This is a genomic window from Fulvivirga sp. M361 (assembly GCF_007097395.1).
Classification (GTDB): Bacteria; Bacteroidota; Bacteroidia; order Cytophagales; family Cyclobacteriaceae; genus Fulvivirga.
In genome coordinates this window covers 109,714-133,785 of sequence record NZ_VKDC01000014.1, presented here as the reverse complement: position 1 = coordinate 133,785, position 24,072 = coordinate 109,714, and the positions used below count along the sequence as shown (strand labels likewise).

Genomic DNA, 24,072 nt, shown 5'->3' with positions numbered 1-24,072 from the left:
TTAAAATATGATTGACGTAAGCAGGACGTCAGGATAATCATAAGGTTCAAAATCGGACTGATTATTCTTTATAAATCTCGAATTCTACTCTACGATTGAGGCTTTTGTCTTCTTCGCTTTCTTCATTAACAATAGGCTTACTACTACCAAAACCCTTTGCATCTATTCTCGAATCCTCTATGTTTCCAAAATAAACGAGGTACTCTTTAATGATATCTGCGCGTTCCTGTGAAAGCTTTAAGTTAAAGTCTTCACGTCCATCGGAGTCGGTATGGCCTGATATTCGCAATTTAAAATCAGGATTATCCAACAAAAAATCCGATAACTTATCCAGATCACCATACATGGGAGTTGTTAATTCGGCCTTACCTTCTTCAAACTCCAGGGATGAAAACTTCAGCTTGCTGGATATTGGTTCGGTGAACCGATTAAGCTGCATATCTTCTTCCAGGAAAAATAACTCTTCAATTCTAAAAAATTCTTCACCCTGGATGATGAGAAGGTAATTATTATTATTGATCAGTTGAAATTCAAATGTGCCGTCCGGGCGCAGGAATTTAGGGGCCACTTCTATCCCATTATCCAGATCTATAATAGAAACAATACCTTTGAAAGGTTCCCCGGTTTCTTGATTTAATAAGGACCCTGTTAGCGTAATATTCGCTCCTGGTTGTGCTTCCATAGGGAGTGGAAAAGAATAGAGGTCCATATTGCTGAGGTTGTCTTCAGCAGAGCGGGCGTAGTAGAGGTCTTCAGACTTAGAATCAATGGTGAAATAGTATTCACTACCCGGTCCATTTACCAGTGGCCCTATGTTTTTGGGCTCGCCCCAATTATTCCCATCATGGTATGACTTGTAAATATCGAACTCACCAAAATTTAAACTTTGTCCATTCGAACTAAAGTACAATACGTCAAACACATGATGATAAAATGGGCTTACTTCAGAATTTCGAGTGTTGATAATAGGTCCCATGTTTAATGCCTTTGACCATTTACCTTCGGCTGTTTTTATGGTGTAGTAAAGGTCAGAAAGGCCATATCCTCCAATACGGTCTGATGCGAAATAAAGGGTATCTTCCGTATGCGAAAGACTGGGATGGCTATCCCAGCCGATACTGTTTACACCAAGTCCTAGGTTTTTTATATCTCCCCAGGTACTGTCAGGGCTCATAGTAGCGCTGTAAATATCACAATCGCCATAACCATCAGGTGAATTACAGCGTGCGAAATACAGGTTTTGTCCATTTTTGCTTAGGCATGCAGAACCCTCATTGTACTTGCTATTCACTGCGGTAAAAGCTTCTGCCGTTGACCAATACCCGTCTTGAAGCACAGCATAAAACAGGTCTTCATCTTTTACAGGATCTATCCCCCTGTTGTGGGACCCACGCTTAGAGGTGAAAATTAACATGTGGTCGTCTTCATTCAGTGTAGGAGCATAGTCAGCTTTATCGGAGTTGATCACAGTTCCCATATTGAGTAATACGCTTCTTGGAGGGCGTAGTGTATCTACTTCTTTTCGGTAATCCACCAATTCATAGTAGTACTCTAAAGGGACGTAGTAATTTTTATCGTTTTGAGTTAATTCCTCGTAGTAAAGTTCAATTGTTCTTATATCAATATCCTCTCTATGATGCTTTAAAACCAGTTTATAGAGCAATTTTGCTTCATCGAGATTACCATATGTTTCGGTGAGCTTGGCGAGTTTCCAAAGCCAGTATGTTTCACGGTAGAAGTTAACGATACCAAATTTTTTAATATAGTTTCGTAAAATTGGATAAAGCTCTTCCCACTTACCCTGCTCATCGAGTTGCCTGATTTTTTTTAGTGTTTTAGGATCACTATAGATAGGGATTTTATTTACATTAGGAAAATTAAATAGATCAGAGTGACTGAAGGTAGAAACACTGTCTTGAAGGGTAATTTTCCCCCCGGACTTGTTTGCTTTTTTCTTTCTTTGGCTTCTGGCGGAGTCATAAACAACTGTTACTAACAAACAGCATATAAGCCCAATTTTTAGTGTTTTTTTCAAAGTCCTCCTCTGCTGTGCTGGTGTTAAAGTTGTTACAAAAATGTTTTTTTATCAAGAAGATCAAATATAGAGTTTTTTTGGCACAGCTCTTGAAAGACTATAAGTCCTCAAATAATAATGCTTAGAGAAGGTAAATAGCGTGCCATATTGGCATAAAAAATAAGGAACTACATGTTTAATGAAACTTTTTTCTCTGATTTGGTACAGGAAGATACGGAAGAGTTGATCCAGTTGATAAATCCTGAAGACCATTCAGACCTGAATTCGGAAGACCTCCCGGCAGAAATAGGTATTTTACCCATTAGAAATACGGTCTTGTTTCCCGGAGTGGTGATCCCAATTACTGTTGGACGCAAGAAATCTATCAGGCTGGTCAAAAAAGCCTATAAAGGCGACCGGCTTATTGGAGTGGTTGCCCAAAAGAACATCAATACTGAAGATCCCGGAGTGGAGGACATCTACAGTGTCGGTACTGTAGCGAAGATTATTAAGATGCTGGTATTGCCGGATGGAAATACTACTATTATTATTCAAGGCAAAAACAGGTTTAAGATAGGACATATCCTGGGCGAAGATCCATTCATTACGGCTAATTTTGAGCTTTTAGATCACTCTTTCCCCAAACGAAGCACTAAGGAAGTAAAGGCTTTGATGCAATCATTAAAGGATGCAGCAGGTAAGATCCTGCAACTGAATCCGGAAATACCGCAAGAAGCTCAAATGGCGTTGGATAATATACATGATCTGGGTTTCCTTACACACTTTTTGTCGTCCAATCTGAATACGGAGGTAGGACAAAAGCAGAAACTTCTTGAGACGAATAAGGGGCTTGATCGTGCCACCCTGTTACTCGAAATGATGCTTAAAGAGGTACAACTTCTGGAACTGAAGCATGATATTCAGAAAAAGGTGCATACGGATATTGATCAACAGCAGCGTGATTATTACCTCAGGCAACAGATCAGGGTAATGCAAGATGAATTGGGTTTTGACGGACCAGACCAGGAGATCGAAGTGTTGAGGTCTAAAGGTGATAAGATGAAGTGGTCAGAGGAAGTGAAAAAGCACTTTCTTAAGGAACTGGATAAGGTAAGTCGTATGAATCCTGCGGCAGCGGAATATCCGGTAGCTATGAACTATATTGAGTTGCTTCTGGACTTACCATGGGAGAATTACTCTCAAGATAATTTCGACTTGAAAAGGGCAAGAAAGGTATTGGATAAGGATCACTTTGGCATGGAAAAAGTTAAGGACCGTATCCTGGAATATCTGGCCGTATTAAAACTAAAAGGTGACCTGAAAGGCCCCATTCTATGCTTGTATGGCCCTCCCGGAGTGGGCAAGACATCACTTGGAAGGTCCATTGCCAAAGCCTTGAAACGACAATATGTCAGAATGTCATTAGGAGGTGTCCATGATGAAGCTGAAATAAGAGGCCATCGAAAAACTTACATCGGTGCTATGCCTGGTAAGATCATTCAAAACATTAAGAAGGCTAAATCATCTAATCCGGTTTTCATCCTTGATGAAATAGATAAAGTCAGCTCGGATTTCAGAGGTGATCCCTCTTCGGCCTTGCTTGAAGTACTTGACCCGGAGCAGAACAGTACTTTTATGGATAACTACCTGGAGCTCGAATATGACTTATCAAAGATACTTTTTATTGCCACAGCGAATTCCTTGGATACCATACACCCGGCCTTAAGAGATCGTATGGAGATCATAGAGATCAATGGGTATACACATGAAGAAAAAATAGAAATAGCCAGAAAACATTTGGTGCCTAAGCAGAAGGAAGAGCACGGATTGAAGCCGGGTGATGTGACTTTTCATAAAAAAGCATTATCCAATATAATTGATGGATATACAAGAGAATCCGGTGTCAGAAATTTAGAGCGACGAATTGGCTCCGTGGTACGTAATGTGGCTAAATCCATAGCTACGGAAGAGGAGTTCAGTAAAACCATTACGGAAAAGGAAGTGAAAGATGTGCTTGGGGCTAAAATATTTGATAAAGAGCTGTATCAGGGAAATGACATGGCAGGTGTTGTTACCGGCCTTGCCTGGACCCAGGTAGGAGGGGAAATACTTTTTATTGAATCCAGCCTGAGTAAGGGCAAAGGTAAATTAGTGCTTTCCGGTCAGCTTGGTGATGTGATGAAGGAATCGGCTATGGCAGCCATTTCTTACTTAAAGGCCAATGCGGATAAACTGGATGTGGATTATCGCCTTTTTGATACCTATGATTTGCATATTCATGTTCCGGCAGGTGCCGTTCCTAAAGATGGCCCGTCTGCCGGTATTACCATGCTCACTTCAATAGCCTCTATTTATACTCAAAGGAAAGTTCGGGGTAAGTTGGCCATGACTGGAGAGATAACACTCAGAGGGAAAGTACTGCCAGTAGGCGGTATTAAAGAAAAAATATTGGCTGCCAGACGTGCGGGTGTGAAGGACATAATTTTAAGCCAAAGAAATCAACGGGATATCGAAGAGATCGACACTCAATATCTCAAAGACATAAATATACATTATGTAGATAATGTAGATGAGGTAATTGAATTGGCATTACTTTCACAAAAAGTGAAAGTCCCGATGTCATTTGAATTTGTAGATCAGGCGGAGAAGAGTTAATCTTATAAACATCTTTATGCAAAGGGTCAGCCTGATCATTCTATGTATATTTCATGTTAGCGTGACTTTTGGTCAGGTTGGAGGGCAACGGTCGTATGAGTTTATGAATATTCCCTACAACCCACGTGTTGTAGGAATGGGAGGGCTGAATGTTTCAACACCCTATGAAGATGTTAATCTTGTGATATCCAATCCGGCACTGTCCTCCGATTCGCTGTCAGGGATGGTCTCTTTTAATTACCTGTCATACCTTGCTGATATAAATGTACTCTCTACCGTATATCAGCATGATCTTGGCAAATCGGGACATTGGTTTATGGGGGTCAATCATGTGTCTTATGGAAATTTTGAGAGCTTTGATGATACGGGTATTTCGCTGGGTGAATTTGATGCGGGAGAAACCTTTGTTACAGTGGGGCGAGGTCATCAATTGGATAATTTCTCCCTGGGAGCAAGTTTGAAGTTGATAAATTCAAGCATTGCAGGTTTTAACAGTACTGCTCTGGCTATGGACTTAGGTGGGGCTTTTATACACCCAAAGGGTAATTTTACGGCAGGGTTGGTATTCAAGAACATCGGATTCGTTTTATCTGATTACAGCGAAAGTCAAAACAGTCAATTACCATTTGATGTTCAATTGGGGGCAAGTTTGAAGCCAAAACACATGCCTTTTAGATTTACATTTACTGCTTATAATTTATACAAAGGAGATATCGCTTTTTTTGACCCCAATAGCGCAGATCAGGAAGAGGAGCCTGGTACCTTTGATAAAGTGATGAGGCACTTTGTTGTGGCCACTGAGCTTTTACTCTCTAAAAACGTTAACTTCAGATTGGGGTATAACCATTTAATACGGCAGGAGTTAAAATTAGAAGATAAAGCTGCTGGAGCCGGATTGTCTTTTGGATTGATGTTCAGGATAAAAGCCTTTGAATTTGCTTACAGCAGGGGAGGATATCATGCGGCGGGAGGGTCTAACAGCTTTTCAGTAACGGCTAACACCAACTTATTTTTAAAAAGAAGAAACTTTTAATATGTTAAATGATAAAAAATATCTAACCCCTAAGCAGATTGTAGAGGAGCTGGATAAATACATAATTGGTCAGAAGGATGCTAAGCGCAACGTGGCTATCGCACTCAGGAATAGGTGGAGAAGAATGAATGTAAAATCTGAAATGCAGGGTGAGATCATTCCCAATAACATCCTTATGATCGGTGCTACAGGAGTAGGAAAGACAGAAATAGCACGTAGGTTGGCAAAAATAGCCAATGCCCCTTTTACAAAAGTGGAGGCTTCCAAATTTACAGAAGTCGGATATGTGGGAAGAGACGTTGAAAGTATGGTAAGGGATCTGGTTGAACATTCGGTGAATCTGGTGAAATCTGAAAAGAAAGAAGAAGTCAAAAAGAAGGCAGAAACGCTCGTGGAAGATATTATACTTGATGCTTTGATACCCCCGTTAAAGAATGTTTCACCTACTGAAAAGAGTATTGATCTGCAGTCTTTTGATGACGAATTACCTTCATCTGAGCAAGAACTTAATGAGAAAACCAGGCAACGATTCAGAGAAAAGATCAGAAACGGAGAACTGGAAGATCGAAAAATAGATATTACTATAAAGCAGCCAGGGAATGGTGGAGTAGGCATGATAGGCGGAGGTATGATGGATGAGTCATCCATGATCAACCTTCAGGAAATGATCAGTGGGATGATGCCGAAAAAGAATAAAAAGCGAAAAGTAACGATTGCAGAAGCTCGAAGGCTGTTAATAGAAGAAGAAACCACAAAACTTATTGATATGGATGAAGTTAAGGAACTTGCCATACAAAAAGCTGAAAATACCGGTGTGATCTTTATTGATGAGATCGATAAAATTGCCACTGGAGCTTCTAAAAAAGGTGGTCCTGATGTCAGTAGAGAAGGGGTGCAGCGAGACCTTTTACCTATAGTGGAAGGAAGCACTGTCAACACTAAATACGGACATATCAAAACCGATCATATATTGTTTGTAGCTGCTGGTGCTTTTCACGTTTCTAAGCCATCTGATTTAATTCCGGAATTGCAAGGAAGGTTTCCAATTCGAGTGGAGTTAGATAATCTCACCAAAGATGACTTCTTTCATATTTTAAAAGAGCCAAAAAATGCACTTACCAAGCAATATGAAGCTCTCCTGAATGCAGAAGAGGTGATGCTTACTTTCGAAGAAGGAGCACTAGAAGAGATTGCGGAAACGGCCTTTCGAATTAATTTGGAAGTGGAGAATATCGGTGCGCGTAGGTTGCATACTGTCATGAGCCGGCTGTTCAACGAATTTATGTTTGACGTACCGGATAAAATTGGACCAAATGCGAAGATCATAATAACTTCAGATCTGGTCAGAGAAAAACTGTCAGGGTTGGTCAAGAATAAAGACTTGAGCGAGTTTATTTTATAGACCAATTTTGCAAAAACGATACGCGCTAATACTACTCTTATTCATCTCACCATTACATGTTGCTGTTTTAGGTCAGACGCAGGACTCATCGTATATAAAGCCAAAACGAGCCACTTACATTCGTAGTTTCGAAGATAAGTTCTACATTAAACCGTTGCTTACAGCTCGTAGCCTGAGCCTTACCTTTGAAGAAGAAAATAACAGATTTAGGGACATCGAGTATACCCCCTCTATAAATACATACCTTGGTTTTGGCTTTTATCTGTTTGACGTTGGGTTTGAATTATCCTTTCAGGTGCCTAACGATAGTCAGGATGAATTGACCTATGGACGTACCAAAGCGTTTGATGTACAGGCCAATATTTATCTCAACAAATGGGGAGCTGATGTTGCTGTCCAGAATTATAGCGGGTTTTATTTTGAGGACCCTGAAAGTCATTTTAGTCAATGGCAAAGTGGAGACCCCTTTCCGCAACGTTCAGACTTAGAAATGAGGAACCTTCAATTCAACACTTTTTATATTTTTAATCATGAGAAATTTTCTTACCGATCTGCTTTTAATCAGGCAGATATGCAGCTAAAGAAGGCAGGCTCTTTTCTACTGGGTATAAGTGCTTCCAGCTTTCGCTTTTCAGCGGATTCGTCATTAATGCCATTCGAAAGCCGTTCGATGTTAGAAGAAAATGCCACGCTCAGAGCAGGGCGGGCCACGGTGCTAGGTCTATTGCCTGGATATACGCATAACTTTATCCATGAACAGTTATACCTCAACCTTTCACTATCTCTGGGACCGGCACATTTGTGGACGCGGTATACCACGGAAAATCTTGAACAAGATGATATTGCTATCCGGGCTATTTTCAATGTCAGAGCCGCAGCAGGTTATAACAGTGATACATTCTTTGGAGGAATTAGTTTAGTCAGCCAGAGTGTTAATTATGCTATTGACAACCTTAATGTTATAGGTTCATCAGGTAATATTAAGTTCTTTATAGGCTACAGATTTTTAGAAAAGGGAATACTTACCAAAAGCATTTTGTGACCTACATAACAAATTCCAGAAAATTTTCCGGAGTGATGGATTGTTGCTTGGCGTCCGGGTAAGCTCTTGTGAAGGTAAGTGGGAATTTAGCCTTTTTCTGATTGGATAATTTAAACTCAAAGGCGTATAAATCACCGTCTTTTTCTTCCAGGTAATCTACTTCTTGTTGTTGCCGGGTACGCCAGAAATAGGTATTCGTAAATCTTTTTTGATAATGGTTTTGTTTTATACGTTCTGCTATGATAAAATTCTCCCATAAAGCTCCCTTGTCTTGTCTGAATTCTAAGGGGGCGTAATTTGAGATAAGACTATTGCGAATGCCATTATCATAAAAATAGATTTTTCTTGTACTACTTATTTCATTGCGCAGATTACGACTGTAAGGCTGTAATCTGAAAATCACGAAAGTTTTCTCCAGAATATTCAGGTAATGACTTACAGTGTTCTTGTCTATACCAAGCGTATTTGCCAGTTCATTGTATGAAACTTCGCTACCTACCTGGTAAGCCAATGCTTGCAAAAGCTTTTCAATGATTTCCGGTTTTCTTATACCTGCGACAGACAGTACATCCTGATACAAATAGCTGGAGGTGAGTTGTTGCAGCACTTCTTTTCCTTCGCCACGGGCATGAGCGGTGATCACCTCCGGGTACATACCATAGACTAGCCTGATTTCCAACTGCTGCTGAGTGACAATGTAGCCTAAATGCGTTAATAGTTCGGACCATGAAACAGGGTAGAGTTGATATTCCCACTTTCTACCGGTAAGCGGTTCAGTGATCTCCTGGTTTATTTCAAGCGCCGAAGAACCACTTACGAGCAATCGAACAGAGGAGAATTGATCTGTGATCATTTTTAAGGTGAGACCGATATTTTTAACACGTTGCGCTTCGTCAATAAATATAATGCTATGATTACCAATAATTTGCTTGAGTTTTTCTGTATTTGCAGCAGCTAATTCATCTCGTACAACAGGGTCATCGCCATTTAGGAACAGATGTTCTTTTTCCTCTTTTAATAAGGCTTTTATTAATGTTGTTTTTCCGGTTTGCCTTGGGCCGATCAGTATAATGGCTTTGTCCCCATTCAGTCTTTCTTTAAGGGTATTGTAAAGTTGCCTTTTAATCATAATCACCAAAAGTAATGTTTTTTGGTGAATACAATCACCAAAAGTAATGTTTTTTGGTGATTGTATTCACCAAAAGTTATAACTATCAGTGAATGTAATCACCAAAGATTAATTTTTCAGCTATTTTATACTTTCTACAATAAATGCCTGTAGTTGGAATACTGTATTTTTTTATGTGTGATTCGGCCTTAGATCCAGAATGTTATTGCTAAGGAGTATCACTTTTACGCTTGGGGTAATCATAGAAGAGTACTTCACCTTTGCCAAAATCAACATTGCTCCAATGTTCTGTATGGAAAACACAAGCAAAAACACCACACGTCGGGATATTCCATATGTCAGTGTTTGCCAGGCGATTTGCGAAATCGGTAAAGCCAGGGTTATGACCAAACATCATCAAACTATTGATTGAGTCATTTGTTTTACGAACTATGTTGAGTAACAGGTGAGAAGCAGCGTGGTAAATACCGGAATCTGTTTGAATTCTTTTTTCGGGGTAACCTATTACATCGGCTATAATGATGGAGGTATCCAATGCTCTTTTTGCCGGGCTGGAGAGTAAGAGGTCTGGCAAAACCTGTCGCTTTAATAATCGTTCGCCCATAACAGGAGCACTACGCTTCCCACGTTTGTTTAGAGGCCTTTTATCATCCGGAAGCTCAGGGAAGTTCCAACTTGACTTAGCATGCCTTACCAGGTAGAGCGTTTTCATGTTTTAATGTAAAGTGAAAATTAGAATAAACTTCTCGGCAACTAAATTGGATTTTAGCTAGGGTCTAACTCTCTTCTTATAAAACTGTTGGCTTTATCATTCTTTTCATAAAGTTCATACGCCTTTCTGATCAGGTCTTCAATCATTTTGACGGCACTTCTTAAATACTTCAGTAATTCTTTTTTACTGATATCATCCATACTTACCAGTACCTTTTTTATTTCCTCTACTTTATTTTCAAAAGGCTTAAGGAATTCTTTGGCTTTGTAAGGAGGATCAGCTTCAAGGGCTAAAGATTTAATAACGTCTGAATTTTCAGGTTGAAAACCAAGGAGATCATTCATGTCAGTTCCCAGGATATGCCCTAAGGCTTCCAGCGTCTCTAAATCCGGAGTCGACTTTTTATTTTCGTAGTTAGATATCGTGTTTCTTCTGATATCTCCGGTGATCCTTTTCTTGATCATGGAGGCAAGGTCTTCCTGACTGAGTTCCCTTTTATTTCTTAGTTCCTTAAGTCTTTTGGCAAAATCCATAAAAGCATTATTTTTAGTCAAATTTCTTGACTATTTCAAATCACTTGACTTTATTTGTCTTGTTAGAAATCGAGATGCAGATTGCACTCCCAGTTCATCGAAATAACAAATAAGCTCAGAAGATTCAAAATTTTGAGGGAAAACTATGTCTATGGATTATCCGTTTCTTGAAATTTTGCATTCGTCAGAATATGACGATGACATTCATATCCTCTATGACCTTATTAAAAATTGCCAATTGTGCTGGATGGCCTATGAGCTTATTGAAGAGCACTATAACGAACAGAATGGGAAAAAGTGCTTAAACATTTTTGTCTCATCAAATACAATACTGATAAAGAGCAAAACACATAGAATTTTAGCCAGATTTTGGTTTGAAAATATAAGAATTAATACTCCCAAATCGTATAGTTGGGCGTTGTAACTCCTATTAAGTATTAAAACGTTTATAAAAGTGGCTTTAGATAAAATAATACAACGTTACATTGAATTAGACCAGTTAATTACCAATCAGGAATCAGGCAATGCTGATGATTTAGCGAAAGCCCTGGGTATATCGAAAAGACAGGTGTATAATTATTTCCATGCGATGCATAAAATTGGCATAAACATCAAATTCAATCCTGCCAAACAAACATATACTTACCCTGAAAAAGACTAGACAAAAGCTGTTATACCAGTTTTTTGTACCGGATTCTTTTTGGAGCAGCATCTCCCAGACGTTGCTTGCGGTTCTCTTCATACTCGGTGAAGTTTCCATCAAACCAGGTTACTTGAGAATCTCCTTCAAACGCTAATATGTGAGTGCACACTCTATCCAGAAACCAGCGATCGTGAGAAATAATTACTGCGCAACCACCGAAATTTTCCAATGCTTCTTCTAATGCTCTAAGGGTATTGACATCCAGATCATTCGTAGGCTCATCGAGTAATAATAAATTGGCTCCCTGTTTTAGCGCTATCGCCAGGTGTACTCTGTTGCGCATGCCTCCGGACAGTTCTTTCACTTTCTTCTGCTGATCTGAGCCGCTGAAGTTAAATTTACTTACATAAGCACGACTATTGATCTGTTGACCACCTAATGTTATAAGTTCATTTCCTTCAGTTATGGCTTCCCATACAGAATGTTCCGGATTCAGGTCATCATGTTCTTGATCTACATAGGCTATTTCTACCGTAGGCCCCACTTCAAAAGTACCGGCATCAGGCTCTGATTGCCCTGTGATCAGTTTGAACAATGTTGTTTTACCAGCACCATTAGGCCCTATAATACCCACTATGCCAGCCTTAGGGAGGGAGAATTCTAGATTTTCATAAAGTAATTTGTGGCCAAATGCTTTTGATACACCTTGTGCCTCTATCACCTTATCGCCAAGTCTTGGTCCTGGGGGAATGAACAATTCTAGTTTTTGTTCTCGTTCATTGGTCTCTTGGTTTAACAATTTGTCATAGGCATTTAGACGGGCCTTGGCTTTGGCATGCCGGCCTGTCGGCGTCATTTTGGCCCATTCCAATTCACGAGATAATGTTTTTTGTCTTTTGGATTCCGTTTTTTCTTCCTGGGCCAGTCTTTTTTGCTTTTGTTCAAGCCAGGACGAATAATTTCCCTTCCAGGGTATACCTTCACCACGGTCAAGTTCTAATATCCATCCGGCAATGTTATCCAGGAAATATCTGTCATGAGTAACAGCTATTACCGTACCTTGATATTGCTTTAAATGTTGTTCCAGCCAGTGTACAGATTCGGCGTCGAGGTGGTTGGTAGGTTCATCTAATAAAAGAATATCCGGCTCTCTAAGGAGTAGCCGGCAAAGCGCCACTCGTCTTTTTTCACCACCGGAAAGATTCTCTATCACGGCATCTCCGGGGGGTGTTCTCAAGGCATCCATTGCTCTTTCGAGCTTACTGTCTAATTCCCATGCATTCAGTTGGTCTAACTTTTCCTGTACTTCACCTTGCCGCTGGATAAGCTTGTCCATGGCATCCGGATTATCTAATACTTCGGGGTCGGCAAATTTGAGATTGATATCCTCAAACTCTTTAAGTAAAGCTATTGTGTCATGTGCGCCTTCTTCAACTACTTCTTTTACAGTCTTTGATTTGTCGAGTTGCGGTTCCTGCTCCAACAGTCCAATGGTATATGTCCCATCAAATACTACTTCCCCTCTATATTCCTTATCTACTCCGGCTATGATCCTTAAAAGCGAAGATTTTCCTGAACCATTTAAACCAAGCACGCCAATTTTGGCTCCGTAGAAAAAAGACAAGTAAATATCTTTTAATACATGTTTATTAGGCGGGTAAACTTTGTTTACGCCTGCCATAGAGAAAATAATCTTTTCGTCGCTCATGAATTCAGGGATAGTTATATGCAAACAAATTTATCTTTTCTACTTTCAAAGTGTATTGTAACACCTCTTTTTTTGTTAAAAAATCAACTCATTTTAAACTTTTATAAAACTTAGCGCGTTTGAGCCCTAATAGATTGATAAAAGCATCAATAAGTTGTTGGTAAATAAATCATGCTAAAGTTTGATTTCATTTAATTAATTTTATTTTTGCACCAAAATTACGGTTTTTAAACATAGGAGGTACTTAAGCTATGTATTGGACATTAGAACTCGCGTCATATCTTGAAGACGCTCCCTGGCCTGCTACTAAGGATGAATTGATAGATTATTCCATTCGTACTGGAGCCCCTTTGGAGGTGGTAGAAAATCTTCAGGAATTGGAAGATGATGGTCAACCTTATGAAAATATTGAGGAAATATGGCCAGACTATCCGACAAAAGAAGATTTCTTCTTTAATGAAGATGAATATTGACAATAAAATATTTACAATAAATAAGTGAATATGGAAAGCCGATAATGATCATTATCGGCTTTTGTTTTATGTGCTAATCAAGACCCATTGCCTTCAACTTTTCAAAAGTGCTTCGGCAATTACTATATCTTCCGGTGTAGTGATCTTTAAATTATTGTAGCTGCCTTCGAACAAAGAGATCTCATGTCCTGATTTTTCAACTACACTGGCATCGTCCGTTAAGCTAGGTTCTTCTTTTATTTGATAGGCAGGCTTGATGATTTTCAAGTCGAATGTCTGAGGTGTCTGTATCAGGCGATATTCTGATCTATCCACAGCTTTAGTCTTATGTTGGTCTGTTTTGCGTATAGACTCTTTTAAGCGAACGGCAGCAACGGCACTACCATGTACTGCTGCCAGATGGAAAGACGCTCCTATGATATCCTGGCTTACCAATGGTCTTACCCCATCATGTATGGCTACAATGCCTTCCGGGTCTTTGATCTTATCCAGGCCATTTTTCACAGATTGAAACCTTGTATCACCACCTGGCGCTAATATTACCGGCTTGTCAAAACCATATTGCTCACATTGGTTTTGCCAGGTAATCAGATCGTTGTCAGGTAGAACTAATATCACATTGAGATCCTTCGAGTAGGAGAAAAAGGTATTAAGTGTGCGTATGAGAACGGGTAACCCATTTAATAGCATGAACTGTTTTGGGACGGTGCTTTTCATGCGGGTTCCCTTACCTCCGGCCACTATGATTGCGTATTCGTTTTTCTTCATATCGAGCTGGCTTGAAAGGAATAAAAAAGAGCCGTCATATTGTGACAGCTCTTAGTACTATTTGTTACTATTATTCGTAAGGTCAGATCACATTATACGATGAGCATGGCATCACCATAAGTCAAGAATCTATACTTTTCTTTCATGGCCACCTGGTAAGCCTCCATCACCAACTCATAACCTCCAAAGGCTGCTGCCATCATGAGTAATGTTGACTCTGGCATATGAAAGTTTGTAACCATGGCGCTGCAGATCTTGAAATCATATTGAGGGAAAATAAATTTATCTGTCCAGCCTGTTCTGGGTTTCAATCTGTTATTTGCAGAAACGGAAGACTCAAGCGCCCTCATAGTAGTGGTGCCTACAGCACAAACTTTCTTCTTACTATCTAATGCCAGATTTACTTTTTCAACAGTATGATCTCCTACATTAAAATTCTCGGAGTCCATTTTATGTTTGGTTAAATCCTCCACATCAACAGGTCGGAAAGTACCTAAACCTATGTGTAAGGTGATATGATCCATTTCCACACCTTTTATCTCTAATCTTTTTAAGAGTTGTCTGGTAAAGTGTAAACCTGCCGTTGGAGCTGCTACTGCACCTTTATTTTTGGCATAAATTGTTTGGAATCTATCTTTATCTTCCGGTTCAGTATCTCTTTTAATATATTTCGGGAGAGGTGTTTCCCCTAGATTTTCGATTGTCTTATAAAACTCTTCGTCTGTCCCATCAAACAAAAAACGAATGGTTCGACCTCTTGACGTGGTATTGTCAATTACCTCTGCTACCAGGTCGCCATCTCCGAAATACAACTTATTTCCAACCCTTATTTTTCGGGCGGGGTCTACTAGTACATCCCAAAGATGCATTTCCTCATTTAACTCCCTCAACAAGAAAACTTCGATTTTGGCTCCTGTTTTTTCTTTGTTACCATACAGCCTTGCCGGAAATACCATGGTGTCGTTAGAAACCATCACATCTCCCTCGTCGAAATAATTAACAATATCTTTGAAAACCTTGTGTTCTATTTCACCACTGTCACGGTGTAATACCATTAGTCGTGATTCATCCCTATTTTCAGCCGGATATAAGGCTACCAATCCGGTTGGTAGATCAAACTTGAATTCTGATAATTTCATATTTAATATTACGGTATTAAATAACTACGAAGTGCGTTATTGAATAAGCTTGCAAAGATAGCTATTTAACTTACATTCCCTGATTATTTAATCATTTAGTTTATCCTTGATGTATAGTCTTGTTAGTATTTAAATTGATTTTAGAAAGTTTCGGGTTTGCCTGGAACGCTTTAAAGATGAATTTACTCCGAACAGTACTTTCACTGCTCGGAGTAACGATAGGTATCTTTGCCATTATTTCGGTTTTCACGCTGGTAGATTCATTGGAAAAAAATATTAAGGACAGTTTTAATTTTTTAGGGTCTGATATTCTTTATATCTCCAAAATGCCATTCATCATTAAATCCAGGGAAGAATGGTTGTCCTATCGCAACAGGCCCAATCCAAGTTTTTCAGAATTTGAGACGCTACAAAAGAGACTAACCCAAAATACGGGCCTTTGTATATCATCCAGTGCAAATGGAATAGCCACCAGGGAGAATAATAGTTTTAATGAAACCCAGTTAATTGGCGTAAGTTTCGGATACAAAGATGTAAGCGAACTTGATATTATTAAAGGCAGGTATTTCTCCAGAAGCGATATTTTTTCCAGCAGGAATGTAGTGATTATTGGTGATGAGGTGAAAAAGGCTCTTTTCCCGAACAACGAAAGCGCGATAGGTAAAGAGATAAAAATACGTAACAGTAAATTCCTGGTTATCGGAGTATTGAAGAGAGAAGGAGAGAGCTTTCTGGGCTTTAGCAGCAAAGATGGTAACGCCATTATGCCTTTTGGTAGTTATCGCAAGTTTTTCACCACAGGTACAGGAAGGTCCAATGAAGTAGGAGCCACCATTATTGTCAAAGGTGGGGAAGAAGATCTGGGTTTGTTGGAATTAGAAGGTGAGATTACAGGGATATTAAGGACCAGACGCGGACTGAAACCAAAAGAAGAAGATACTTTTTCCATCAACCGGCCTGAAGCCATCGCCAATGAGATTGGTCAGGTGTTCGATATTTTAAGTATAGCAGGAACTATCATTGGTGGTTTTTCTATTTTGATAGGGGGCTTTGGTATTGCTAACATTATGTTTGTTTCAGTAAAAGAGCGAACCAATATTATAGGCATTCAAAAGTCACTCGGAGCAAAAAATTACTTTATACTTTTTCAGTTCCTTTTTGAAGCTATTTTCCTGAGTGTAATTGGCGGACTGGCAGGATTGGTGCTGGTCTATTTTATTACATACCTCCCGTTAGGGTCTCTGGTGGTTACTCTTACAGTTAAAAATGTTGCCATCGGTCTGGGGGTTTCTTCTATTATTGGCACCTTATCAGGAATTATTCCGGCAGCCTTGGCAGCCAGGTTGGATCCGGTGATTGCTATTCGTGCTTGAAAGCATAAAATCTTTTCAAGGCTTTGTTATCATGAAGCGGCGACTGGATTTATTTCCTTCTTGTTCCATAATCAACAGATATAACCCTATGCCATGTCCTTCAAGGTCGAACTCCAACGTAGTAGACTGAGATGTAGGTAGAAAAGACTGATCATAACTGATTACACCCTGCATGTTGATCATTTGTACTCTTACTGGTGCCAGGGAGGTTAGTAAAATAGAGGCGTTTAGTTGATATGAACCGACCGGGTTAGGGAATAAAGAGAGGTTAAATGGGTTTTGGATGACCGGATTTTCTACAGTGTATGAAATTGCTTTGAATGCGTCAATGCGTCCGAATCCATAAAATCTGTCCCATCCTTTTGTGTCTTCATCATCGCCAATATTATCCGCTGCAGTTTTGTACAGTATTGTTTTGACCTGGTCAGCATTAAGCCTGTGGTTTGTGGAAAGCAGGAGTGCGGCTACTCCACTAACTACTGCCGTTGACATTGAGGTGCCACTCCAAATAGTAGTACTGTTTGATAGGCCAAGACTGTAAATAGCGTTACCGGGAGCTGCTAAATTAATATGGTCTCCGAAATTACTTCCAGCTGTGGAAGAGCCGCTAAAAGCTATGCTACGTTTATCATCCGGGTCAGTAGACCCCACTGCCATTGTAGAAGGGTAGGCCGCCGGATAAAAAAGATCATCGACATTCAGATTTCCCATACTACATACGACAAGTACATTTCTTTGTGCAGCATATCGGATAGCATCAGACAGTACATTCAAATCTTTATCACCGGTCATGGACATATTTATGATGTTGGCCCCGTTGTCCACGGCATAGTAGATGCCTGCTGCCCAGTCACTGAAAAAACCAGTTTGATCCTGGTCCAGCACCTTGCATATCATAAGCTTACATTGCTGATCTATACCTGCTATAGCATAAGTATTGTTTGCATTGGCGCCAATTACTCCCGCTATAGCGTTGCCATGTCCGCGATCATCTACAGGATGAGCATCTTCATTAACGAAATCCCATCCATAAATGTCATCTATGAACCCATTGTTGTCGTCATCCAGGCCATTACCAGGTATTTCACCTTTATTATTCCATAGACGACCATCAAACTCGATTAAGTCAGGATTAATTCCTGTATCCAGAATAGCCACAGTGATTTCGGGGCTCCCCGTAGTAATATTCCATGCATCTATAATGTTAATGTCAGCATCTTTCATTGATTGGATGGAAAAAAAAGAAAGTTCACCCGTATTTTCAAGGTACCACTGTTTTTCAAAAATAGGATCATTGGGAATATTCTTCATCTGGACTGTTCCTGATGCATGACCTCTGTGGTCTTTTTCTATGTATTCAATATGTTGTTGCAATCCGGGGGTTTTAAAAAAAACTTCAGGTGAACCAATGGCTTCTTTGTATTCATTATTTGATTTCAACAGGTAAGTATAATTGGCAGGGTGGTCGCTCATCCTATGACGTGATATATTATGCATTGTCGAGGTTGTGTGTTTCCTGCCTTTTACAGATAGTTCTTTTAATACTAAATCAAACGATTTCTTGCCCCTGAACTTGATTATCCATTGAGGGTTTTCTTTATGAACTTGCTGTGATTGAGCTATAGAAAGACAGCTTACCAGAAAAAAAGTAAATAAGACCCGCATGGAGGTTTGCAAGTACATACTTAAATGGGTTGGTTATTTTCTTAAAAATAAACGTTTATATATTGAATTACTTTTTCACTGGAGTATTTAATGATTTCTTAATAGAATGTAGAGCGTGTTGCTCTTTTAGTCAGGCTTTGATTAACCGCTTTATTACTACAATTTAAAATGATTTTTTAACCTTATGCATGTACAAGTTCTTTTTACACTTAATTTTGCAGATTCTTAAATTATAATACATCTCATATAAAAAGTCATCTTTGTATAGAAGATATTAAACATTAGTATAATGAAGACAGCGCTAATAACGGGAATTACTGGTCAGGATGGTGCGTATTTAGCTCAGCTACTGCTGGAGAAAGGGTATATAGTTCATGGGATTAAGCGGAGAAGTTCGCTATTCAATACAGAGCGTATTGACCATCTCTATCAAGACCCCCATGAAGAGGATATAAAGATGACCCTTCATTATGGTGATCTGTCCGATTCGACAAATATCATCCGTATTGTACAGGAAGTGCAACCTGATGAGATTTACAATTTAGGAGCCATGTCTCATGTACAAGTGAGTTTTGATAGCCCGGAATATACAGCTAATGTCGATGCACTTGGTACACTTCGACTTTTGGAGGCAGTACGTATACTTGGATTAACCGATAAAACCCGTATTTATCAGGCTTCCACTTCAGAGCTTTATGGAAAAGTAATGGAAGTGCCACAAACAGAAGATACTCCATTTTACCCGCGCTCACCATATGCAGTCGCGAAACTATATGCTTACTGGATCACTGTTAACTATCGCGAAGCGTATAATATGTTTGCTTCAAATGGTATTTTATTTAACCATGAATCGCCGATCAGAGGAGAAACTTTTGTAACCAGGAAAATTACAAGGGCTGCAGCGCGTATTGCCTTAGGGTTACAAGACACCATATATCTGGGTAATCTGGATGCTAAAAGAGATTGGGGGCATGCTAAGGATTATGTGGATGCGATGTGGTTGATTTTGCAGCAGGATGTGGCAGAGGATTTTGTGATTGCCACTGGTATTACTACCAGTATTCGAGACTTCGTAAAAATGACATTTAACGAATTAGGTATAGAATTGGAATTTCAGGGGGAAGGGCTGGATGAGATAGCTGTCGTAAAGAGTTGTAGTAATTCAGATTATACCGTTGAAGAAGGTAAGAAAGTGGTAGCGGTAGATCCCAGGTATTTCCGCCCAACAGAGGTGGACTTGTTAATTGGAGACCCTGCAAAGTCTATGAATAAACTCAAATGGAAACCGAAGTATGATTTGAAAGCTTTAGTGAAGGACATGATCTGGTCGGATATAGCATTATTTAAAAAGGATGCGTTATTAAAAGAATATGGCCATAAAGTTTTAAATCAATACGAATAATGGATAAAAGTGCGAAAATATATGTTGCAGGCCATCGCGGAATGGTGGGTTCTGCCATTGTACGACTTTTGGAAGCTGAGGGGTACGAACAGATTGTGTTCAGAACATCCGCGGAACTTGATCTGCGTGACCAAAATGAAGTGGCACAGTTTTTCAATAAGGAAAAACCGGACTATGTAGTGCTTGCTGCGGCTAAGGTAGGGGGCATACATGCGAATAATACGTACAGGGCAGAATTTTTGTATGACAATCTGATGATACAAAACAATGTAATACACTCATCACACTTAAATGGTGTCAAAAAACTGTTGTTCCTGGGCTCTTCATGCATATATCCCAAACTGGCGCAACAGCCCCTTAAAGAAGAATACTTGCTTACAGGGCCATTAGAGCCTACTAATGAGCCATATGCGCTAGCCAAAATTGCAGGGATAAAAATGTGTGAGGAATATCGGTCACAATATCAGTCGAATTTTATCTCTGCTATGCCCACTAACCTGTATGGCCCTAATGATAATTATGATCTGGCGAATTCACATGTATTACCTGCATTGCTGAGGAAATTCCACATAGCAAAAGCTAACGGTGATGACCACGTGATGGTTTGGGGCAGCGGAAAGCCACTCCGAGAGTTTTTACATGTAGATGACCTCGCTGACGCCAGTCTCTTTTTACTCCGGAATTATAATGCTCCGGAAACAATCAATGTAGGTTCAGGTGAAGAAATTTCCATTCTGGAGTTGGCCAAACTGGTAAAGAGCATTGTCGGATATCAAGGTAGTATTGAGCTAGATACCTCTAAACCTGATGGGACTCCTAGAAAACTACTGGATAGTTCAAAATTAGCATCCCTGGGATGGAAAGCTAAAATCTCAATGAAAGAGGGTGTTGAGCAGGTTTATAAAAATCTTAACTGGCAGGATAATACTATCGCCATGAATTGAATTTTCTTTTAGTGAAAATGCTGGAATATAAATTGGTGATAATCTTGCATATCAATGATCAAAGGATAGTGTAGAATGTGAAATTTGGAAGAGACCTCAGAAAAGAAGGTCTCTATTAATCCCTTATTTTATTCCTGTACAGGAATAGGTTTCTCAAGGTCCTCCCCTTTGATCTTGGCTTTTATCTTGCCTTCTAACTCGTCCATCAGTTCAGGATTATCTTCGATAATTGATTTTACCGCATCTCTGCCCTGGCCTAGCTTGTTTCCATCGTAGGAAAACCATGAGCCGGCTTTATTAATAATTTCCAACTCCACCCCCAAATCAATGATCTCACCTACTTTTGAGATACCTCTGCCATACATGATATCAAATTCCACTACTTTGAAAGGGGGTGAGACCTTATTTTTCACCACTTTGACACGTGTACGGTTACCTGTGATGTCGGCAGGACCTTCCTTGATCTGACCTATTCGCCTGATATCCAGTCTTACGGAGGCATAGAATTTTAGTGCGTTACCGCCCGTAGTAGTCTCAGGATTACCGAACATTACACCAATTTTTTCTCGCAACTGGTTGATGAATATACAACAGCAACCGGTTTTATTGATCGTTCCGGTCAGCTTACGAAGTGCCTGTGACATAAGCCTGGCTTGCAAACCCATTTTACTGTCACCCATTTCTCCTTCTAATTCTCCTTTAGGTACTAATGCTGCTACTGAATCAATTACAATGATGTCAATAGCGCCGGAACGAATTAAGTGTTCCGCTATTTCCAATGCCTGTTCGCCGTTGTCCGGCTGAGATATTAATAAATTTTCCGTATCAATACCCAGCTTTTCAGCGTAACTCTTGTCAAAAGCATGTTCAGCGTCTATAAATGCTGCTAACCCGCCGGCTTTCTGAGCTTCGGCAATAGCGTGCATGGAAACAGTGGTCTTTCCTGAAGACTCAGGGCCGTAGATTTCTACAACTCTTCCTCTCGGTATCCCACCTATGCCCAGCGCTATGTCAAGGCCTAAAGATCCTGTAGAGATGGCCGGGACGTCAATCACTCTCTCGTCGCTGAGTTTCATTACAGCACCCTTTCCATACGTCTTTTCCAGTTTATCAATCGTCAGTTGTAGTGCCTTGAGTTTTGCTTCCTTTTCGCTCATTATCCTAATGTGATTAGTTCAATATCCAGTTGGTGAAGTTAATAAGTTCCGTGCATAAAAATCAGTCAGTAACTCAAAATGTTTGTGGATTACCCGGTCCATTTTGTAACCTCTTTCCTAAATTGCGCAAAATGATACGTTACCTGCTATTTATCATCTTCTGTTTTGGACTGTATCCATGTGTTGCTCAATTAGATAACACAGCCTTTGATCAGTTTCAGCCCATTGTTGCGGAAGATTCTAATGCCCTTTATTTTGGTATAAATGCCCTCGGCTTTAATAAGAATAATGAATATTTTAGCGATATAGCCGATGGACTTACACTATTCGGGTATCAGTTTAACCCTTACTTTACCTACCAGGCAGGAAAGCATTTTAAATTATCCGGAGGAGCTTTTTTGCAAAAAGACTTTGGTAATGATGACTTTACGGAAATAGCACCTACGTTTACAGTATCCTATAATTTTCTTCAGGGGAGAATACTCTTTGGAACGCTGGAAGGTAGTACGTCACACAGACTGGTGGAACCCTTGTATGATTTTGAAAGTGTATTAATAGATCGATTAGAGAACGGCCTGCAGTTCAAGATAGAGAGGCCTGATTTATTTATTGATCTTTGGATAGATTGGCAAAATATGATCTATCGCGGAGATAATGATCAGGAAGAGGTGGCCGGAGGTGTATCTTTTAACAAGCTTCTGTTGGATAAATCCTGGAAGGTAGAATTACCACTTCAACTGGTGGCATTTCATCGTGGAGGTCAAATCGATACCAGTCCACTTCCATTACAGACCTATTTTAATAGTGCTTTAGGGGTGGCTTTATCAAAATCGTTTACGGCTGCAAATCTTATACAATCGTTTCGATTTGAGGGTTATCATATGTATTACAAGGATTTTTCTAACACCCAGGAACTTACTTTTCTGGATGGCGATGGCATCTATTTGAATGCTTCAATCAAAACGAAAATACACCTTGATATAATGGCTAGTTATTGGAAGAGTGACGAATTTTTGTCTTTTAGCGGTGGGCAATTATACCAATCTGTTTCCGGCATATTGCGAGAGCCATTTACAGTGGAGTCAGAACGGCAACTTCTTATCGTCCGCTTTTTGCATAATCTGAAGATATCGGATAATATTTTCGTTTCCACACGTTTTGAACCTTACTATGATATTGAAAATGGCCTTTTTGAATTTTCTCACGGATTGTATATCAATTACCGGCCACAGTTTTTTCTTACCAGAGTAAAAGACCACCGATGATAAAAAAAATTGGGGGAGCCATATTGATACTGTTTATTATTTTAATAGCATGGCACCATGAGCTGGTCTATTATGGTTTGGTGCAAGGAAAAGGACAGCTTTCAGTTATTTGGAATGCCAGACCTGTACAAAGCTTTCTGGATGATCCATCTACCCCGGATTCTGTACGTCAGAAGTTACTTTTCATAGAGGAAGTTCGTCAATTCGCTATTAATGAACTAAACCTGAATGATACTGATAACTATACCACTATGTACGATCAAAAGGGGAAACCAATATTGTGGGTAGTGACGGGGTGCGAGCCGTATGCTTTTGACCCAAAAACGTGGGACTTTCCTGTGGTCGGAGAGGTGCCGTATAAAGGTTTTTTTATTCAGGGCATGGCGGACAACGAAATGGTTGAATTAGAGAAGCAAGGATATGATGTAGGTGTACGAACAGTAGGAGGATGGTCTACCCTGGGATGGTTCACAGATCCTATATTGAGCAATATGCTGGGAAGGAGTTATGGAGATTTGGCTAATCTGATCATACATGAACTAGTTCATTCCACCATTTTTGTGAAAGATAGCGTGGATTTTAATGAGAATCTGGCATCATTCATTGGTGATCGTGGAACCGAGATCTTCTTAGAAAAATATTACCAGGACTCACATGCTGTGACTTATGCCAACGAACTGCAAGATGAACTAAAATACGTTGAACATGTTTTGAGAGGAGCAGATAAACTGGACTCACTGTATAATTATTTTAAGGATAAAGATACAACTGGCATTGCAGTCAATAAAAAGGATATGATCGGTGAGATCATTCAGCAGATGGATACTTTATCGTTATCTCGTTTCACTTTTTTGGAGCGACTAAAAAAACGAAATATAAACAATACTTATTTTATGTCATTTTTACGCTATCGTTCTAAGCAAGTGCCATTAGAGGCTTTGTATGAAGAAGATTTTAATAATAATTTAACAGCATTCATAAAACACTTGAAGGGTAAGTATCCGTTTCTTTGACC

At 39.7% G+C, this 24,072-nt stretch carries 20 protein-coding genes; 11 read left to right on the top strand and 9 right to left on the bottom strand.

Translation table 11 applies throughout. The features are described 5' to 3' along the window. Nucleotides 1–61 precede the first annotated feature (61 nt). On the bottom strand, nt 62–2,035 hold the full coding sequence (locus tag FNH22_RS16565; RefSeq protein WP_143399526.1) for an OmpA family protein: 1,974 nt from the start codon (nt 2,033–2,035) through the stop codon (nt 62–64). 171 nt (nt 2,036–2,206) lie between these two features. Between FNH22_RS16565 and lon the strand changes: the two genes are divergently transcribed. From lon to FNH22_RS16545, 4 genes are read left to right on the top strand one after another with little or no spacing between them, the layout of a single operon-like run. Next, nucleotides 2,207–4,669 carry an endopeptidase La gene (lon, locus tag FNH22_RS16560; protein ID WP_143399525.1) on the top strand — a complete coding sequence of 821 codons (2,463 nt, stop codon included), beginning with the start codon at nt 2,207–2,209 and terminating at the stop codon, nt 4,667–4,669. A 16-nt stretch (nt 4,670–4,685) separates the two neighbouring features. Next, nucleotides 4,686–5,702, top strand: coding sequence for a type IX secretion system protein PorQ (porQ, locus tag FNH22_RS16555; RefSeq protein WP_143399524.1), 1,017 nt, complete (start codon nt 4,686–4,688; stop codon nt 5,700–5,702). 1 nt (nt 5,703) lies between these two features. After that, nucleotides 5,704–7,104, top strand: coding sequence for an ATP-dependent protease ATPase subunit HslU (gene hslU / locus FNH22_RS16550; protein WP_143399523.1), 1,401 nt, complete (start codon nt 5,704–5,706; stop codon nt 7,102–7,104). Between the two features lie 7 nt (nt 7,105–7,111). After that, nucleotides 7,112–8,146, top strand: coding sequence for a DUF4421 family protein (locus FNH22_RS16545; RefSeq protein WP_185154261.1), 1,035 nt, complete (start codon nt 7,112–7,114; stop codon nt 8,144–8,146). 1 nt (nt 8,147) lies between these two features. On the opposite strand, the gene FNH22_RS16540 is transcribed toward FNH22_RS16545, so the two are convergent. The 3 genes from FNH22_RS16540 to FNH22_RS16530 form a co-directional block, all read right to left on the bottom strand. Further along, entirely contained in the window at nt 8,148–9,275 is a 1,128-nt protein-coding gene (locus FNH22_RS16540) for an ATP-binding protein (protein ID WP_143399521.1), read from the bottom strand. Between the two features lie 208 nt (nt 9,276–9,483). Beyond that, the gene (locus FNH22_RS16535) at nt 9,484–9,987 is read right to left on the bottom strand and encodes a histidine phosphatase family protein (RefSeq protein WP_143399520.1); all 504 of its coding nucleotides are present in this window, start codon (nt 9,985–9,987) and stop codon (nt 9,484–9,486) included. Between the two features lie 53 nt (nt 9,988–10,040). Further along, nucleotides 10,041–10,520, bottom strand: a complete 480-nt coding sequence (locus FNH22_RS16530; RefSeq protein ID WP_143399519.1) for a helix-turn-helix domain-containing protein — start codon at nt 10,518–10,520, stop codon at nt 10,041–10,043. Between the two features lie 454 nt (nt 10,521–10,974). Here FNH22_RS16530 and FNH22_RS16525 point away from each other — a divergent pair, with 454 nt between their 5' ends. Beyond that, complete coding sequence (locus FNH22_RS16525; RefSeq protein ID WP_185154260.1) at nt 10,975–11,181, top strand: HTH domain-containing protein; 207 nt, start codon at nt 10,975–10,977, stop codon at nt 11,179–11,181. A 10-nt stretch (nt 11,182–11,191) separates the two neighbouring features. Here the strand turns inward: FNH22_RS16525 and ettA are convergent, their stop codons facing one another. Continuing rightward, entirely contained in the window at nt 11,192–12,871 is a 1,680-nt protein-coding gene (gene ettA, locus FNH22_RS16520; protein ID WP_143399517.1) for an energy-dependent translational throttle protein EttA, read from the bottom strand. 251 nt (nt 12,872–13,122) lie between these two features. Between ettA and FNH22_RS16515 the strand changes: the two genes are divergently transcribed. Then, nucleotides 13,123–13,344 (top strand): DUF2795 domain-containing protein, encoded by a 222-nt coding sequence (locus FNH22_RS16515; protein ID WP_009578808.1) that lies wholly within the window; start codon nt 13,123–13,125, stop codon nt 13,342–13,344. A 93-nt stretch (nt 13,345–13,437) separates the two neighbouring features. On the opposite strand, the gene FNH22_RS16510 is transcribed toward FNH22_RS16515, so the two are convergent. Continuing rightward, nucleotides 13,438–14,112, bottom strand: a complete 675-nt coding sequence (locus FNH22_RS16510; RefSeq protein ID WP_143399516.1) for a 2-C-methyl-D-erythritol 4-phosphate cytidylyltransferase — start codon at nt 14,110–14,112, stop codon at nt 13,438–13,440. 92 nt (nt 14,113–14,204) lie between these two features. Next, on the bottom strand, nt 14,205–15,251 hold the full coding sequence (gene queA / locus FNH22_RS16505) for a tRNA preQ1(34) S-adenosylmethionine ribosyltransferase-isomerase QueA (protein WP_143399515.1): 1,047 nt from the start codon (nt 15,249–15,251) through the stop codon (nt 14,205–14,207). 176 nt (nt 15,252–15,427) lie between these two features. Here queA and FNH22_RS16500 point away from each other — a divergent pair, with 176 nt between their 5' ends. Then, nucleotides 15,428–16,624, top strand: coding sequence for an ABC transporter permease (locus FNH22_RS16500; protein ID WP_255518077.1), 1,197 nt, complete (start codon nt 15,428–15,430; stop codon nt 16,622–16,624). Nucleotides 16,625–16,639: 15 nt separating this feature from the next. Here the strand turns inward: FNH22_RS16500 and FNH22_RS16495 are convergent, their stop codons facing one another. Then, a complete protein-coding gene (locus tag FNH22_RS16495; protein ID WP_185154259.1) occupies nt 16,640–18,121 on the bottom strand; it encodes a S8 family serine peptidase in 1,482 nt (493 codons plus the stop codon). Nucleotides 18,122–18,578: 457 nt separating this feature from the next. Here FNH22_RS16495 and gmd point away from each other — a divergent pair, with 457 nt between their 5' ends. Further along, the gene (gene gmd, locus FNH22_RS16490) at nt 18,579–19,691 is read left to right on the top strand and encodes a GDP-mannose 4,6-dehydratase (protein ID WP_143399512.1); all 1,113 of its coding nucleotides are present in this window, start codon (nt 18,579–18,581) and stop codon (nt 19,689–19,691) included. Next, nucleotides 19,691–20,635: a GDP-L-fucose synthase gene (locus FNH22_RS16485; RefSeq protein ID WP_143399511.1), complete on the top strand. Its 945-nt coding sequence runs from the start codon at nt 19,691–19,693 to the stop codon at nt 20,633–20,635. Before gmd ends, FNH22_RS16485 begins: the two co-directional genes overlap by 1 nt. A 128-nt stretch (nt 20,636–20,763) precedes the next feature. Here FNH22_RS16485 and recA read toward each other — a convergent pair whose 3' ends face one another. After that, nucleotides 20,764–21,792, bottom strand: coding sequence for a recombinase RecA (gene recA / locus FNH22_RS16480; RefSeq protein ID WP_143399510.1), 1,029 nt, complete (start codon nt 21,790–21,792; stop codon nt 20,764–20,766). A gap of 131 nt (nt 21,793–21,923) precedes the next feature. Between recA and FNH22_RS16475 the strand changes: the two genes are divergently transcribed. Together FNH22_RS16475 and FNH22_RS16470 are read left to right on the top strand one after the other, a co-directional pair. Continuing rightward, entirely contained in the window at nt 21,924–23,057 is a 1,134-nt protein-coding gene (locus tag FNH22_RS16475) for a hypothetical protein (RefSeq protein ID WP_143399509.1), read from the top strand. Further along, nucleotides 23,054–24,070: an aminopeptidase gene (locus tag FNH22_RS16470; RefSeq protein ID WP_143399508.1), complete on the top strand. Its 1,017-nt coding sequence runs from the start codon at nt 23,054–23,056 to the stop codon at nt 24,068–24,070. The genes FNH22_RS16475 and FNH22_RS16470 overlap by 4 nt, the downstream gene beginning before the upstream one ends. Nucleotides 24,071–24,072 lie beyond the last annotated feature (2 nt).

Bases quoted from the DNA above. Each gene is read 5' to 3' on its own strand.
- FNH22_RS16535 (WP_143399520.1), bottom strand. From the start codon at position 9,987: ATGAAAACGCTCTACCTGGTAAGGCATGCTAAGTCAAGTTGGAACTTC.
- gmd (WP_143399512.1), top strand. From the start codon at position 18,579: ATGAAGACAGCGCTAATAACGGGAATTACTGGTCAGGATGGTGCGTAT.
- FNH22_RS16510 (WP_143399516.1), bottom strand. From the start codon at position 14,112: ATGAAGAAAAACGAATACGCAATCATAGTGGCCGGAGGTAAGGGAACC.
- FNH22_RS16470 (WP_143399508.1), top strand. From the start codon at position 23,054: ATGATAAAAAAAATTGGGGGAGCCATATTGATACTGTTTATTATTTTA.
- hslU (WP_143399523.1), top strand. From the start codon at position 5,704: ATGTTAAATGATAAAAAATATCTAACCCCTAAGCAGATTGTAGAGGAG.
- FNH22_RS16500 (WP_255518077.1), top strand. From the start codon at position 15,428: ATGAATTTACTCCGAACAGTACTTTCACTGCTCGGAGTAACGATAGGT.
- FNH22_RS16485 (WP_143399511.1), top strand. From the start codon at position 19,691: ATGGATAAAAGTGCGAAAATATATGTTGCAGGCCATCGCGGAATGGTG.
- FNH22_RS16475 (WP_143399509.1), top strand. From the start codon at position 21,924: ATGATACGTTACCTGCTATTTATCATCTTCTGTTTTGGACTGTATCCA.
- FNH22_RS16540 (WP_143399521.1), bottom strand. From the start codon at position 9,275: ATGATTAAAAGGCAACTTTACAATACCCTTAAAGAAAGACTGAATGGG.
- FNH22_RS16515 (WP_009578808.1), top strand. From the start codon at position 13,123: ATGTATTGGACATTAGAACTCGCGTCATATCTTGAAGACGCTCCCTGG.
- recA (WP_143399510.1), bottom strand. From the start codon at position 21,792: ATGAGCGAAAAGGAAGCAAAACTCAAGGCACTACAACTGACGATTGAT.
- FNH22_RS16495 (WP_185154259.1), bottom strand. From the start codon at position 18,121: ATGCATAATATATCACGTCATAGGATGAGCGACCACCCTGCCAATTAT.
- lon (WP_143399525.1), top strand. From the start codon at position 2,207: ATGTTTAATGAAACTTTTTTCTCTGATTTGGTACAGGAAGATACGGAA.
- FNH22_RS16530 (WP_143399519.1), bottom strand. From the start codon at position 10,520: ATGGATTTTGCCAAAAGACTTAAGGAACTAAGAAATAAAAGGGAACTC.
- queA (WP_143399515.1), bottom strand. From the start codon at position 15,251: ATGAAATTATCAGAATTCAAGTTTGATCTACCAACCGGATTGGTAGCC.
- porQ (WP_143399524.1), top strand. From the start codon at position 4,686: ATGCAAAGGGTCAGCCTGATCATTCTATGTATATTTCATGTTAGCGTG.
- ettA (WP_143399517.1), bottom strand. From the start codon at position 12,871: ATGAGCGACGAAAAGATTATTTTCTCTATGGCAGGCGTAAACAAAGTT.